Origin of the sequence: Galbibacter orientalis DSM 19592, from assembly GCF_000260115.1 — a bacterium.
GTDB lineage: Bacteria > Bacteroidota > Bacteroidia > Flavobacteriales > Flavobacteriaceae > Galbibacter > Galbibacter orientalis.
The window spans coordinates 361745-376582 of the sequence record NZ_JH651380.1; the positions used below are offsets into that span (position 1 = coordinate 361745).

General features: G+C 30.9%; 11 protein-coding genes and 1 pseudogene. 6 read left to right on the forward strand and 6 right to left on the reverse strand.

What is annotated here, in order from left to right; all coding sequences use genetic code 11:
* Positions 1-225 precede the first annotated feature (225 nt).
* Positions 226-5283 (forward strand): translocation/assembly module TamB domain-containing protein, encoded by a 5058-nt coding sequence (locus JOOMADRAFT_RS18815; RefSeq protein ID WP_008616246.1) that lies wholly within the window; start codon positions 226-228, stop codon positions 5281-5283.
* Positions 5284-7557 carry a translocation and assembly module lipoprotein TamL gene (gene tamL / locus JOOMADRAFT_RS18820; RefSeq protein WP_008616248.1) on the forward strand — a complete coding sequence of 758 codons (2274 nt, stop codon included), beginning with the start codon at positions 5284-5286 and terminating at the stop codon, positions 7555-7557.
* On the opposite strand, the pseudogene JOOMADRAFT_RS18825 reads toward tamL, so the two are convergent.
* From JOOMADRAFT_RS18825 to JOOMADRAFT_RS20375, 5 genes and pseudogenes are all read right to left on the reverse strand, one after another.
* Positions 7554-7929: pseudogene (locus JOOMADRAFT_RS18825) on the reverse strand (DUF1304 domain-containing protein). The gene tamL and the pseudogene JOOMADRAFT_RS18825 overlap by 4 nt on opposite strands.
* A 21-nt stretch (positions 7930-7950) precedes the next feature.
* A complete protein-coding gene (locus JOOMADRAFT_RS18830) occupies positions 7951-8571 on the reverse strand; it encodes a hypothetical protein (protein ID WP_008616258.1) in 621 nt (206 codons plus the stop codon).
* 113 nt (positions 8572-8684) lie between these two features.
* Complete coding sequence (locus JOOMADRAFT_RS18835; RefSeq protein ID WP_008616260.1) at positions 8685-9326, reverse strand: response regulator; 642 nt, start codon at positions 9324-9326, stop codon at positions 8685-8687.
* Between the two features lie 2 nt (positions 9327-9328).
* A complete protein-coding gene (locus JOOMADRAFT_RS18840) occupies positions 9329-10072 on the reverse strand; it encodes a sensor histidine kinase (protein WP_008616261.1) in 744 nt (247 codons plus the stop codon).
* Positions 10045-10629, reverse strand: coding sequence for a hypothetical protein (locus JOOMADRAFT_RS20375; protein ID WP_040880298.1), 585 nt, complete (start codon positions 10627-10629; stop codon positions 10045-10047). Before JOOMADRAFT_RS20375 ends, JOOMADRAFT_RS18840 begins: the two co-directional genes overlap by 28 nt.
* Positions 10630-10691: 62 nt before the next feature.
* Between JOOMADRAFT_RS20375 and JOOMADRAFT_RS18850 the strand changes: the two genes are divergently transcribed.
* Positions 10692-11570 (forward strand): IS982 family transposase, encoded by an 879-nt coding sequence (locus JOOMADRAFT_RS18850; protein WP_008610872.1) that lies wholly within the window; start codon positions 10692-10694, stop codon positions 11568-11570.
* Positions 11571-11681: 111 nt separating this feature from the next.
* Here JOOMADRAFT_RS18850 and JOOMADRAFT_RS18855 read toward each other — a convergent pair whose 3' ends face one another.
* Complete coding sequence (locus JOOMADRAFT_RS18855) at positions 11682-12368, reverse strand: hypothetical protein (RefSeq protein ID WP_008616266.1); 687 nt, start codon at positions 12366-12368, stop codon at positions 11682-11684.
* A 349-nt stretch (positions 12369-12717) separates the two neighbouring features.
* Here JOOMADRAFT_RS18855 and JOOMADRAFT_RS18860 point away from each other — a divergent pair, with 349 nt between their 5' ends.
* Genes JOOMADRAFT_RS18860 through JOOMADRAFT_RS18870 form a run of 3 tightly spaced genes read left to right on the forward strand, consistent with a single transcriptional unit; the run spans position 12718 to position 14791 of the window.
* Positions 12718-13575, forward strand: coding sequence for a hypothetical protein (locus JOOMADRAFT_RS18860; RefSeq protein ID WP_008616267.1), 858 nt, complete (start codon positions 12718-12720; stop codon positions 13573-13575).
* A 13-nt stretch (positions 13576-13588) separates the two neighbouring features.
* A complete protein-coding gene (locus JOOMADRAFT_RS18865; RefSeq protein WP_008616268.1) occupies positions 13589-14038 on the forward strand; it encodes a hypothetical protein in 450 nt (149 codons plus the stop codon).
* An 18-nt stretch (positions 14039-14056) separates the two neighbouring features.
* Positions 14057-14791 (forward strand): hypothetical protein, encoded by a 735-nt coding sequence (locus JOOMADRAFT_RS18870; RefSeq protein ID WP_008616269.1) that lies wholly within the window; start codon positions 14057-14059, stop codon positions 14789-14791.
* Positions 14792-14838 lie beyond the last annotated feature (47 nt).

A 14838-nucleotide genomic window follows, 5' to 3' on the forward strand; every position in this document is an offset into this window, starting at 1 on the left:
ATACTAAAAAGTCTAACTACTTAGTACTTAATTCTAAATACTATTTTTAAAAAAATGTATTAGTGAATTCGTGGCAAAAAGATTACCTATTATTTTATAATAAACTGTCTAGCTACTTAGTACTTAATTCTAAATACTATTTTTAAATACTTTTATAAAAATTATACATACAACAATGTATCTTTGTTAATCAACCTCAAAATATAGAAATGAGGGAAACTACTTATGCCAAAAAAACAAAAATTTATAAAGTCTCGTTTTCTTAGAATTTTACTAAGAATTTTTGTGGGTTTATTATTTTTATTTTTTGTGTTAGTTCTTTTGGTAAGAACCCCTTGGGGGCAGAACTTAATTGTAGGAAAGGCAGTAACGTATTTATCCAATAAAATAAAGACAGAAGTTTCTATAGACAGGCTTTATATAACGTTCTCTGGAAATGTTTCTTTAGACGGACTTTATATTGAAGATGAAAAAGGGGATACATTAATATATTCTAAAAACTTGGAGGTTGCTACTGCTTTATTGCCATTAATTAGAGGCACAGAGGTAGATTTAAAGCATATAGATTGGACTGGTTTACACGCTAATATTAAGCGTGATACTTTGGGAGAATTTAACTTTGATTTTATTGTAAATGCTTTTGCTTCTTCAGACTCTACAACTGTAGACACTACTTCTCAAAGCATTAAGATTACTTTAGGAAATATAGATCTAAAAACTTTAAAAGTAGTTTATGATGATAAATTTTCGGGAATCGATTTAAGAACTACTATTGGGAATCTGTTCTTAGATGTGGATGTTTTTGATCTGGAAACATTGCGTTTTGAAGTGGATAATTTTGAGTTTTCTAATAGTAAAATCAGCTATATACAACACCAAGCTTTTCAGGAAGAAGAAGATACAACATCAACAAGCACATTACCTTATTTGCGTTTTTCAAATATAGCCTTTGAAAATATTCAAGCTGAATATAATTCGGAAGTAGATGCTATGTTGATGAATATTGATTTAGGAAAATTAGCGTTAGAACTTCCTAAAACTGATTTGAGTAATAACGAAATAGAGGTGGATGAATTTAATTTATCAAACACCAAATTTTCATATATAGACTCGAGTATTCCTAAACCTATAGACACACTTTCAATTCAAAAGGAATCCGCTTTTAACTGGCCAGATTGGAAAATAAAAGTGAATAGCATTGTGTTTCAAAATAATGAAATTAATTTCAAGACTCCTTCAAATGCGGTGGTTTCCAGTGGTTTTAATCCAAACGATATCCAGTTAAAACAATTTAATTTTTCTTCGGAAGATATTTTGTATGAACCCGCAAAGGCAGGTTTGAAATTAAATGAATTATCTTTTTTAGAACATAATAAATTTCAGCTTAAAGATTTAAATTTTCAATTAGATCTGGATGATAATTCTTTACAATTAAGCTCCCTACATGCTGTAACAGGAAGGAGCAATTTATCAGGTTCGGCAAAAATAAGGTATGCTTCCATGGATAGCTTTATAAATAGTTTTGAGTCGGCCATAATGGACATTGAGCTCCCAAATTTTAGAGTTAACATTCAAGATGCTTATTATTTTCAGCCAGATTTAGAAGCAAATGCATATTTGGATTCTCTCGCTACAAAAAATCTATATGGAACCCTAAATTTAAGAGGGAGTTTAGACAGTCTTAATCTTCAGAAAAGCAATCTAAATTGGGGAGAAAGCACTTCTATATCCTTATCGGGAAGTGCCAAATCGGTAACTAATCCTGACAGTTTAAAGCTCTATATCCCCAATTTTAAAATGAATACTCGTAAAAGCGATATTGTTAATTTTATTAGTGAAGATTCGTTGGGAATTTCAGTGCCAGACTCACTTGAGCTTGTTGGGAGTTTTCAGGGAGGTTTAAATAATATAAAAGCAAATACAATTCTAAAGTCGTCTGATGGAACTGTAACATTAGATGGAACTTTCAACAACCAACAAAAATTAGTATTTAATGCTAATCTTGATGTAGAAGAATTAGACCTAGGGAAAATTCTTAAAAATGATAAAATAGGAATCTTATCTTTTGCTATAAAAACTTCAGGAAAAGGTAATAATTTAAATACGTTAGATGCTGTTTTAGAATCTAAATTTGATTCTTTAACATATAGCGGTTATGATTTTTCGAAGTTGAAATTCAATGGAAATATAAAAAATGGAGAAGGAGATGTAAATATTGCTTTTAAAGATGATAATTTAGATTTAGACCTTAATACGCATATGATTTTGGATACGTTGAAATCAAAATTCAAAATCTTACTAGATTTAAATGGAGCCGATTTATACAATTTGGGAATTACAAATAATGATGTCCGCATTGGACTTAAACTAAATGCAGATTATACTGGAGATTTATCCAACTTTAAACTAGATGGAGGAATAACAGAAGGGGTGGCAGTTTATAAAAATCAATCATATACTATTGGCGATTTTAAATTTGAAACGGCTATTCAAAACGATAGTACCCTTTTAAAGATTAACAGCGATATTTTAGAAGCCGATTTAAAGGCAAATGCTAAGCCATCTATTTTAATTGAAGCTTTGCAAGAGCAATTTTCTGGGTATTGGAAAGATGTAAACGATACTATAGCTGTAGACACTACTACTCTTAAAAGAAATACTAATACTCTTATGAAAATGAATGTATTAGTAAGGCACACTACTGCATTGAGTAAGGTTTACCTTCCAGGGTTAGAAGAGATGGATTCTATAAATGTAGCGATAGATTTTAATGAATCTCAGAAAAAACTGAATGCAAAAATAAGCGCCCCTTACATAAAATATAATACAAGTGTAGTAGATAGTTTATATTTAGATTTTTATGGAACTCAGGAAGATTTAGATTTTAATTTAGGGTGGAGTGGAATTGAATCTTCTCCTTTTTTAATTGATAAAACCACGCTTAAGGGAACTTTAAAGGCTAAGAAATTATTGCTCGATTTTAATAGCAATACAGCAGGGGAGACTTTAATTCAAGTAAATTCTGAAGTAAACTTTGTTGGAGATACCATTCATTACCATATTAATCCTAATACTTTAGTTGTTAATCGGAAAAATTGGACAATCCCCAACAGTAATGAACTTGTGTATGCTCCAAAATATATAGAGGTTCAAGACTTTACCTTAACAAATAATGGACAGAAAATAGCGATAGTAAAAACAACATCAGCAGACTCAAAACCTATTGTTGGTTTGTCTTTTGATAACTTTAAATTAAATACCATTTTGAGTTTTCTAAACCCTGAAGAGCCTATTGTTAAAGGGGTGGTTAAAGGAGTTTTAAATATTGAAGATCCTTTTAATAATGCTGGGTTACAAGCAGATTTAACAATTGATGAATTTGAAGCCTTAAAAGTGCCATTAGGGAAACTAGCGTTGAATGCTTCTTCAGAAAACTATAAAGATTATGTTTTTGATTTAGGACTTAAAGAAGGGAATATCGATTTAGACCTTACAGGAAATTATATAGCCTCTCAAAATAATTCTAAATTGGATTTAGAATTACTGATTAACGATTTAAAAATGAAAGCTATTGAAGGTTTTGCGCAAGGAGAGATCTCAAATGCTAAAGGAAATATTACAGGGAAAGCCAAGCTTACAGGAACAACTTCTGATCCTATTTACAATGGAAACTTAAATTTTAATGGCGTTGAAATGCTTGTTAATCAGTTAAATTCTATATTTAAAATTGATCAGCAAAACCTTACATTCGATAACAAAGGTTTTCGTCTAGATAATTTTTCTATTAAGGATGAAGATAATAATGACTTTGTTTTAGATGGAAGTATTTTAACAGAAGACTTTATAAATCCAACTTTCGATTTAAGTTTAAAAGCGTCTAACTTTAAGGTATTGAACTCTACCCGAGAAGATAACGATTTGTTTTTCGGAAATGTAAGCTTAAATACAGATATAACTATAAAAGGAAATCTGGAAGTTCCTAAAATTGATGGAAAACTAAAAATTAAAGAAGATTCAAAATTTACAGTAATTGTTCCAGAATCTGAATTGGATTTAAATGAAAGAGAAGGAGTGGTAATTTTTGTCAACAGAAAAAACGAAAATGAGATCCTAACAAGAAAAGAAGCGCATGCATCTCCCACAGAAATTCTAGATAATTTAGATATTAATGCTTTAATTTCGGTAGATAAAAATTCTGTTTTCCGAATTGTAATAAACGAAAGGACAGGAGATAATTTACAAGTTTCTGGTACTGGAGAGTTTAACTTTAAAATGGAACCTAATGGAAGAACAACCCTCTCTGGACAATATGAAGTTAATAATGGACATTATGAGGCGAGTCTTTATAATATTGTAAAACGGAGGTTTGATATTTCTCAAGGAAGTAAAATTACATGGAATGGCGATCCGTTGGATGCTATTTTAGATATTAAAGCTATTTATAATGTTGAAACTTCAGCATCTGCTTTAATGGCTACTCAAATCTCCAATGCTAGTACAACCGATTTAAATACTTACCGACAAAAATACCCGTTCTTAGTATATTTAAATGTGGAAGGAGAGCTGTTAAGTCCAGAGTTATCGTTTAAATTAGACATGCCAGAAGATGAGCAAAGTGCCGCTGGAGGAGATGTTTATAGTTCTGTTCAACAGTTAAATAATCAAGAAGAAGAATTAAATAAACAAGTTTTTTCACTATTAGTAATGAATCGTTTTTTCCCATCATCTGGAAGCGATGGAAGTGCTGGTGGACCAGCCTCTATTGCTAGAGATAATGTAAATGATGTGCTTTCAGATCAATTAAATGCGTTTTCAGATAAAATATTAGGAAATACAGGTGTACAGTTGGATTTTGGTTTAGATAGTTATACCGATTATCAATCGGCTTCCCCGCAAGACCGTACAGAATTAGATATAAATGCAAGCAAAAGTTTGTTTAACGATAGATTGGTGGTGCAGGTTGGAAGTGAAGTAGATATCCAAGGGAGTAATCAAAATTCTGATGGAAATGCGCCTGTTATAGGAAATGTAGGATTGGAATATTTAATTACCGAAGATGGAAGATATCGTCTACGAGGTTATCGAAAAAATAAATTTGAAAGTGTTATTGATGGAGAGCTTATAGTTACTGGAATTTCAATTATTTTTAATAAGGAGTTTAATAAGTTTAAAGAACTTTGGGAAAGAAAGGTAAGAGAAGAAGTAGCTAAAGAGAATGCATTGAAAAAGGAAGAAGCAAAAGAAAGTAAAGAAGAAAAGGAAAAAGAGTTAAAAGAAGACTAATTGAAGAGTAAAATAAAAACATATAAAAAAATAGTATTCTTTCTAATAGCACTAGGTTTAACAGCCTGTAGTGTTAAAAAATATATTCCGGAAAATGAAGTGTTATATACTGGAGGAGCTATAGATGTAGAGGCAGAAGAAAAAATTAAGGATTTAGGAGAAATTAAAGATGAATTAGATGGTTTGTTACGACCAGTACCTAATTCTAAATTTTTGGGAGTTCGTTGGGGATTACTTACACATTATAAATCTCAAAAAGAGAATCCAGGATTTATCAATAGATTTTTGAATAAAAAAATAGGAGAAGAGCCAATATATTTATCAGATGTAGATGTTACTCGTACCGAAGAGCTTATAAATAATCGATTAGAAAATAGAGGTTTCTTTAAAAATGCAATTGCTTCTTCAGTAGAAAAAAAGAAAAAAACTGGGTCAACACACTATGAAGTTAGTTTAGCAGAACCTTATAAACTGGCTAATTATGAATTGGATAAAGATAGTTTATCAATATATGATTCTATTCAGCAATCAATCTCACAAACAGTTTTAACAGATAAAACCCGTTTTGATTTAGCTAAATTTAAAGAAGAAAGAGAAAGAATAGATGATTATTTAAAGGCAAGAGGATATTATAATTTTAATGAAGATTTTTTAATTTTTGAAGCGGATACAAATCAATATAAAGAAAAAAAGTTTGATTTATTTTTACGTTTAAAAACAGAAACTCCAGCAAAATCTAAGATACCATATAAGTTAAATTCAGTATCGGTTTATTCCGATTATTCCGTTGAAAATGATAGTGTTCCGAAAGATACTATCCATTACAAAGGGATAAATTATATCCAAAGTACAGATTATTTTAAAGTAGAACGGTTAGCTCCATTTGTATTATTTGAAAAGGGACAATATTACAATCCTCAGCGCTCTAAGTTTACCAGCAATCGTTTGGCAAAAATAGGGTCTTATAAATACACAACCATCCGTTATGATAAAGTTAAAGAATTCCAAGAAGGAGATTCTATTGGACTTTTGGATGCAAAAATATATTTATCGCCTTTAAATAAACATTCTGTACGAGCAGAAATTCAAGCAAATTCAAAGTCTAATAATTATGTAGGACCAGCCTTAGCCCTTGCGTATACAAATAGAAATTTTTTTAGAGGAGGTGAAATATTTAATGTCTCTGCAAGAGTAGGTTATGAAAAGCAAATTGCAGGAGGGAGTGATGATACAGGACTTTCTAGTACGCAATTAGGATTTCAAACAAACCTTATTTTTCCTAGAATAATCTTTCCATTTAAATTTGATTTGGGATATGGGTATGAGGTGCCAAAGACTAAAATTACTGCAGGAATCGAATATTTAGATCGAGAAGACCTTTATACATCTACTACTTTATTAGCGTCTTATGGGTATACTTGGAATGCTAATAAATATGTGTATCACGAATTAGCGCCTCTAAGTTTTAACTACAGTAGCTTGTCTAATACTTCTCAAGAATTTGAAGATTTATTGGCCGAGAATCAATTTCTAGCCAATAGTTTTGAACAGAAATTTATAGCTGGACTTACATATAGTTTTATATATAATGAAACTTCGGATATGGAAAAGCGACATCCAATTTATTTTGCCACCAATTTTGAAATTGCGGGTAATATTTTAGATTTAATTAGTGGAGAACCCAATGAGGATGGAGTAAAAAAAGTATTGGGACTTGAGTATGCGCAATTTGCAAAATTAGATGTAGATTTTAGATATCGATATAGAATTGACCGAGAACAAGCATTGGTGGCACGCCTTTTTGGAGGAATAGGGTATGCTTACGGAAACTCTACCACGATGCCTTATTCAAAACAATATTATGCTGGAGGACCATTTAGTGTACGAGCTTTTAGAATTAGGTCTTTAGGACCTGGAACGTATCGATTATCTGATGATGAGAATAGTTCGTATTTAGACCAAACAGGAGACATTCGGTTGGAAGCAAATCTGGAATACCGTTTTCCTATTGTTTCCTTTCTAAAAGGAGCCTTATTTGCCGATGCAGGAAATGTATGGTTGCTTAAAGACAACCCAGCTATTGAAGGTGATGAAATTTCATCAGGATTTATGAAAGAATTAGGGGTTGGTGTTGGCGCTGGTGTCCGAATAGATATCCAAAGTTTTGTAATCCGTTTTGATCTTGCAGCTCCAATCCATAAACCATATGAAAAGCGCTATAATTTTGATTTAAAAGAACCTATTTTAAACTTTGCTTTTGGATATCCTTTTTAAGGGATTTGGAGGTAAAACAAAATCAAAACAATTGTAATTAAGGCAGGAATAGTCTGTACAAAAAGGATTTTTTTACTTGCAGTGAATGCTCCATAGATTCCCGCAACAGCAATGCAAGAAAGAAAAAATAAGGCAATATTACTTTTCCATACCACATCATTAATAAAAAAAAGTCCAAAGTAAACCAACGGACAAAAAGCCATTATATAAGCCTTGATTACCAGCCATTGTCTTTGTTTTTGGAAATAAATCTGAAGGGAATGTTTTAAAATTTTTCTTCCCTTTAGTTTCCCAAGCAAACATTTCAAACCACATAATATAGCAATGAAGAAGGGCAATAATAGCTATGAGGATTTGTATAGCAACTTCCATAAAGATGTATTTTAGGTTAAATTATTGACAGGTTGATTTTAAAATAGTTTTTCCATTTTCTTCGACCATTTCATAGCCATTATCTAACATTGGTTGAAAACTTTTCCGTCCTGTAAAATGCCAGAGCATATGTCCGTAGGTACATTTACTAATTCGGTTATTATCTAACTCGTTTTTCATTAAAGTTATTAATTCATTCCAATATTCTTTAGGAGCATGAATTAAAAGTATGTATGGATTAAACTCTGGATCATTAAATTCTTCCTCATAGTACATTTTAATTCTTTTAGTTGATGGAAACCCATATTTCTCGGTAATTTCAATCATCCTTTCTGTATGCTCAATATCTTTTGGTAAAATATATTTTTGCCAGATGAATTTCACTGTACTATCAGATTTAAATTTTCTTTTCTCTATTTCAATTACATTTAAGCTATCTGGGAGGCTTTCTATTCTGTCAGTGTCCGACTTATCAAAAGTTTGATATAAAGTATACTCACGAAGCATTTGGTCATAACCATACATGAACTCCATTTCTTCTACTAAAGTCACGATATCTTCCTTAAAGATAGAATCTTTAATAGATTGAGCGTGAGTGGTATTAAGGATAAAGAAGGAAATTAGTAAAAAGGTATATTTCATTTGAGATATATTCTAAAGGGATGGTTTGTAAGTTTAAATATACAGAATTAATTGTATACAAAACTCCGAGCTATTATTGTTACTCAGTATTTTATGAGTAATATAAATTTTAACTAGACCTTAAAAATTTGATGTTTAATAGCGTAGACCACCAAACCTATTCTGTTTTTCACATCTAATTTTTCAAATAACGTATCTCTATATCCATCAATAGTTTTCGGACTTAAAAACATTTTTTCTGCTATTTCTTTATAGGTCAGTTCTGTGCAGACATGTTTAATAAATTCAATTTCTCGTTCTTTTAGTACTGGGAGTTTCTTATTTTCTTCATTTAAAGAACTTATTAAAATATCTGTTACACTTTTGGTGTGGTAAAAACCAGCTTTTACAACTTCTTCCAATGCGTATTCTAATGTTTGTTTTTCTACATCTTTTAACAGATATCCTTTAGCGCCAGCTTTTAGCATCTTTATAATTGTCTCGTCGTTTTCATCAACAGATAACGCTATAACCTTAATGTCTGGAAAATTATCTTTTAAATATTGCGTGGTTTCTATTCCGTCCATAATAGGCATGTTTACATCCATCAAAATTATATTTGGAACATTTTTAGGAGTTTTTAGCTTTGTTACTAATTCTTTTCCGTTTCTACATAAATATAGCACATTAAAATTCTCAAAAGAATTAACAAGTTCTTTCATTGCTTGAGAAATAAGCACGTAATCTTCAACAATAACAACTTTATGAGTAATCATTTTTAGGGGTTTCTATAAAGAATAGATAATTGTGTTCCTTTATTTTCTTCGGAGTCTATTAATACTTCAGCATTAATTAATTGAGCTCTTTTAACGATGTTTTTTAATCCCATTCCGTCAAATCGCTCTCTGTCTTTAGGAATTCCTTTTCCATTATCTTTAGCAAAGAGGCGTAATGTGTTTCCTTCAAATTTTAAGCTTATATTTAGTTCGGTAGCTTTAGCATGTTTAATTGTGTTAGATAAAAATTCTTGTATAATTCTAAATAAAATTATTTGTGCATCATTGTTTACATTAAATTCTTTTCCTTCTACAGTTAGGGTAGCTCTAAGGTATTGAAGTTTGTTTAGTCTTTCTAATTCTTGTTTAATTGCAGCAATCAATGTAATACTATTTAAAACATCTGGATTTATAGATTTAGATAGTGCTCTCAATTCTTTAAGTCCTTTGTTTAATACTTCCATGATATCTTCTTTATTAGTATCTGTTTGAAGCTGTATTTTTGCTAATGTTATAAGCTGTCCTATATTGTCATGCAATTCCCAACTTATATTTCTAAAAGTTTCTTCTCTTATCTCTATTTGTGTTTTAGCTATTTCTTGTTTAAAACGTTTTGCAGATTCTTTTTTATCAAGTAAAAGAACATTCTTTCTTTTTTGAAAGACAACAAAAAGGACTATCAAAATAATACTTAAAAAAAATAGTATAAAAACTGCTATTAATATTGCTTGTTCTTCTCGCTGCATATAAAACCAATAATAAAACAAACATTCATAATAATACTTAAGATATATTCTACAATGTAGATGCTCTTATAGTAAGAGATTTCTTCCCAATAATTTTTTATAATTCTAGTTGGAATTCTACCTACAAAATACAATAATAGTCCGACACTTATCCAAAACAACAGATTTTTAGTTACATACAGTACTCTATCACTTCGTAATATTTCTATAAAAAGAAAAAGAATGCTAATAATTACAAATAGGGCGCCCATTATAAATGGCACAGTTTGGATTTGGGTGAAATAATTTTGAAATAAAAGATTTCCAAAAAAGAAAGCTAAATACAAATAGAAAAACCAAGAAATTAATTTTTTATACCTATTACTTTCTACATAATTTTTATAAAGAAATAACAAAAAACAAAAATTAATTAAATGGTATATATTGTAAATAATATAATTAGCACCAAAAAATTGATAATAATACTTTCCAAGAAATTCAATAATTACAATAAACCATAACAACACTAAAAAATACTTTAAAAAGGTATGTTTATACTTAAATAACCCGTTGTGCATTTAGAAAAAGTTGTGCAAACTGCTAAAATGCAGTAAATTGTAGTAACCACACTATAATTTATATGCACAACTTTCAAGCAAATTACGACAAAATCCTCAAGGTTTTAAAAGAATTGGATTGTAAAATGGATTATTTACATCAAATCCGTAAACCTAAATTAAGAGATAAAGAGCTTATAGCTATTGATTTAACATCAGAATATATGAGTGTTGATAGTGAATGCCAGCTTTTTCGAATGTTACCTGCTGGTCTATCCAGCAAAATAGAGCGCAGTGTCTACAATAGAAGAAAGCGTAAGTTGTTTTCTTTTAGAGAATCACTTCGCAAGGCATTAGTGAGAAAGTTGAATAAATCTGAGCATTGTTATATTGTTGACAGTATGCCGTTAGAGGTCTGTAAATTATCAAGAAGCGCTAGAAGTAAGATATGTAAAGAACAAAACTACAGTCTGCCCGAAAAAGGATATTGTGCAAGTCAATCAAGCCATTATTATGGATATAAATTACATGCTGTCTGTTCTGCTCAGGGTGTTATCGAAAGTATGGATATTAGTCCAGCCTCTGTGCACGATATTAATTATTTAAAGGATATAAAGCATCAATTAAGTGATTGCATATTACTTGGTGATAAAGGGTATTTGTCGGCTGAATATCAATTGAATTTATTTGAATATCATAATATTAGACTTGAAACCCCTATGAGAACAAACCAGCATAACTATAGGGAGCAGCCGTACGTTTTTAAGAAATCCAGAAAGCGTATTGAAACATTGTTTTCTCAACTTTGCGACCAATTTATGATTCGAAGGAATTATGCTAAATCTTTTGAGGGATTCAAAAACAGAATATTATCTAAGATTACGGCTATGACGGTCATTCAATATATAAACATATTTGAATTCAACAGAAATATCAATAACCTAAAAATCAATATTGCCTAAATGCACAACGGGTTTAAATAGATATATTGAACCTATAATTGCTGTAATAAGTTCAATATATTTAATGAGATATTTTATATCTAAAAATGATATTTCTACAAACATAATTTATTATTGTTCTTTTTTTGGAGGTGGCGCCATTTCTCCTTCGTTTAGAATAACGCTTGTTAATTGTAGTACTGGATTGTAATTAAGTGCAGGAAGGCTAAACGCTGCCTGTTGCTTATTGGTAGTACTTTTCATGAAATTTTTAATTCGATCTTTTTTACCAACGTTCAACAATAGTTCTTCAATAATGGAGTACTCTCCTTTAATAGGGTTGTTACCTTCATCTGGAAGAATTGCAAATGGTAAGTGATTTAAGTTTTCGTATTTAGAGTTAACACCTTTGTTACTAACTGTTGGTACCATGAAAACTGTTTGCTGATTTACATATTTTTTAGAATTATTTCTAGAATATCTCCCAAAATAAATGCGAATTCCAGATATGTCTTGCTTTGGGTTTTCTTTTTGTATGGCATCTATGTACTTTATATAATCTCTCATTTCGTCTATAGAAAACCACGCAAATTGGGTGTCTTCAAAGGTATTGTCTTGATATAAATCTCTTAGAGAAGGGTTTATAACCTTATCTTTAATTTTTAAGTCCTCTTGATACATTTCAATAGCAGTTTCTATATTAATTATCTGCTGCGGTGTTTTTACAGTCTCGTCTTGTTTTTTATTAGGTTCAATACAAGACATAAATGCTGAAAGCAATGTTAAAATACCGATTTTAAGAGTTGTGATTTTTTTCATAATATATTAGAATTGATTTACTACAAAATTAAGGTTTTTATGTATCACTTAAACAGATTATAGTTTTTGAAGAATTAAAAATTAAAATTAACCAACTGTATTTCAATTGTTTATATATTTTATCTTCCAGCAGATTAGGTGTTTTTCCTTTTAACCATAGAGGGAAAAACATGATGATTATTCTTCTTTTTCTTTCAAAATTTTCAGGAACAAGTGTTTTTATTTTCCGTTTTTATCCTAGGGATTCTTTTTTGATATGTAATCACTTTTGTAAGGTACTTTAAGTGAAAGTGCAGAAGTGAAAACCGAAAAACTTAAATAGAGTAGGTAAAATTACAATCTGATTAAAATGAATTTGTATCAAGAAATTTATCATGGAGAATCTTTCTATGAAGAAGATTTTTACAATGCTGCACGTTATGCATTTCATCAGGAATTATCTGAAGCCACTCCTGAAGAAATAGATAATTACCTTATTGAGCGTGTTAGCGGAATGACTGCAGAAGAGGCAGAAGGTTTTTGGAGTAGTTTAGGAAATATTGCTAAAAAAGTAGGCTCTGGAGCTTTAAAAGTAGCTTCTGTAGCAGCTCCAATAGTAGGAACAGTTGTGGGAGGGCCTGCTGGTGCAGCTATTGGCGGGTTAGCAGGAAATCTAGCTGGAGCGGGAGCAAAGGCTTTGGATAGGGTGCCAGATTTTAAATCTAGATCTAGAAGTACTAGAAGAAGACGTAGACCTAGTAGACAAAGAAATAAAAGAACCAATACCAATCCAGAATTACGCCAAGCATGGAATCAAACTAAGCAATATGCTGTTGGAGCAGGTCGGGCAGCACTTCAAGGAGCAGCAAGGTATGCTACAAATAATCCAGTGACTCCTACAAATACCCCCACGGGACCTTTACTTGGTAGGACTTCTTCGGCTGCGTTATCTAGTATTATGAACAATCCACAGTTTCAAGCACTTTTATTTGGTAGAGCTAATGGACAAGGGGAGTATCTACCAGAAGAAATTTCAGAAAATGATTTGGACTTTTTGGATATGGTTGAAGTAGTTAACTATCTGACAGAGGATATTATTGCTGAATATTACGAAGACGATTTACTTGATGACGATACCTATTTTATAGATGAACAGGGGGAGTTAGTTGTAAATTATCCTGAAGATAGAATGGAAAGAGTAGAAAGCTATATAGAAGCAATGGCTTAAAAAAATCGAAAAGATGAATCCTATACTAGAGTATATAAAAACACAAAAACCTGAATTAGCAGAGTTTATAACAGTTATAGATACCCTGCAAACTAAAGATCAAGAGGAAGCTACTGTTTTAGAAGATATGCAAGATGAAGATGCTGTGGAGTTGTTTGATGAAGAGTCAAAAGTAAAACCAGAAGCTATTCAAATGAAAAAGCTGAAATCAGAAATTTTAAAACTGAGACAGCTTGTTAAAGTCTTAAAACAAGAAGTTTATAACGAATCTCAGTTAAATCACGATTTGGCTCTAGCCATAGGCGCTTGTAAATATTGCTTTGGTTGTGATGATGATTGTAATAATTGCCATGGCGAAGGAGCACCAGGTTTTTTTGTGCCAGATTATATTCATTATAAGGAACTCATTTTACCAGCCATAAAAAAATTCAATTTACACTTTAATGCAAAGACCAATTATTAACTTTTTAAATTTAAAATTATGTATTACACAGAAGATTTGTACGATGACAGTTTATTAATCGAAGATTTATTAGACGATGGAGTTTTTGACGAAGATTATTACGACGAAGACTTATTGGACGACGACCTCCTAGACGATGGTTATGGAGAAGATTTTTCAGAACGAAGACGTAAGCGAAGACGCTTTAAAAGAGTGTCTCCTCGTATTAATAGCAGCGTAAAAAAACGTTCTAATTTTGGGAGATCTATTGCAGGAGGCTCTAAAAATTATGTTACTAAAGCCGATTTAAAAGTAGCTTTAAACACAATCTCAAAAGATGTTAATGGACTTAAAAGCACAGTAATTTCTAATGGTAAGACTTTAAAGGCTGTAGATGGTAAGTATTCTTCTATTGTAAAAGACATTGCTAGAAAAGATGCAAATCAGACTAAAGTTTTAAAGAATATGCAAATGATGAATATGTTAGGTTCGTTCCTTAATAAACCAAAATTTGCTGAAGAAAACTTAAGCTTGAAGCTAGTTAAAGATAACTCTGGGAATGCTACCGATGTTACAATTGTAGAAAAAGAAAATGACAAAACGGTAACTTTTGACCAAACCATGAGCTTACTATTACCACTCTTAGCAACGCAAGGAGATTCTGGATCTAGTAAATCTAATGATATGATGATTCCTTTAATGTTGATGTTAACTCAAAATGGTAACTCATCAGATAATAGTATGCTACTACCGATGATGCTTTTAATGAAATAATTGTTTCTAACCTAAAAGGCTAGAGATATTAGCTTTAGCCTTTTTTT

Excerpts from the sequence above, each read along its gene's own strand:
- JOOMADRAFT_RS18815 (WP_008616246.1), top strand. The coding sequence starts at position 226 with ATGCCAAAAAAACAAAAATTTATAAAGTCTCGTTTTCTTAGAATTTTA.
- JOOMADRAFT_RS18830 (WP_008616258.1), bottom strand. The coding sequence starts at position 8,571 with ATGAAATATACCTTTTTACTAATTTCCTTCTTTATCCTTAATACCACT.
- JOOMADRAFT_RS18835 (WP_008616260.1), bottom strand. The coding sequence starts at position 9,326 with ATGATTACTCATAAAGTTGTTATTGTTGAAGATTACGTGCTTATTTCT.
- JOOMADRAFT_RS18840 (WP_008616261.1), bottom strand. The coding sequence starts at position 10,072 with ATGCAGCGAGAAGAACAAGCAATATTAATAGCAGTTTTTATACTATTT.
- JOOMADRAFT_RS20375 (WP_040880298.1), bottom strand. The coding sequence starts at position 10,629 with ATGCACAACGGGTTATTTAAGTATAAACATACCTTTTTAAAGTATTTT.
- JOOMADRAFT_RS18850 (WP_008610872.1), top strand. The coding sequence starts at position 10,692 with ATGCACAACTTTCAAGCAAATTACGACAAAATCCTCAAGGTTTTAAAA.
- JOOMADRAFT_RS18855 (WP_008616266.1), bottom strand. The coding sequence starts at position 12,368 with ATGAAAAAAATCACAACTCTTAAAATCGGTATTTTAACATTGCTTTCA.
- JOOMADRAFT_RS18860 (WP_008616267.1), top strand. The coding sequence starts at position 12,718 with ATGAATTTGTATCAAGAAATTTATCATGGAGAATCTTTCTATGAAGAA.
- JOOMADRAFT_RS18865 (WP_008616268.1), top strand. The coding sequence starts at position 13,589 with ATGAATCCTATACTAGAGTATATAAAAACACAAAAACCTGAATTAGCA.
- JOOMADRAFT_RS18870 (WP_008616269.1), top strand. The coding sequence starts at position 14,057 with ATGTATTACACAGAAGATTTGTACGATGACAGTTTATTAATCGAAGAT.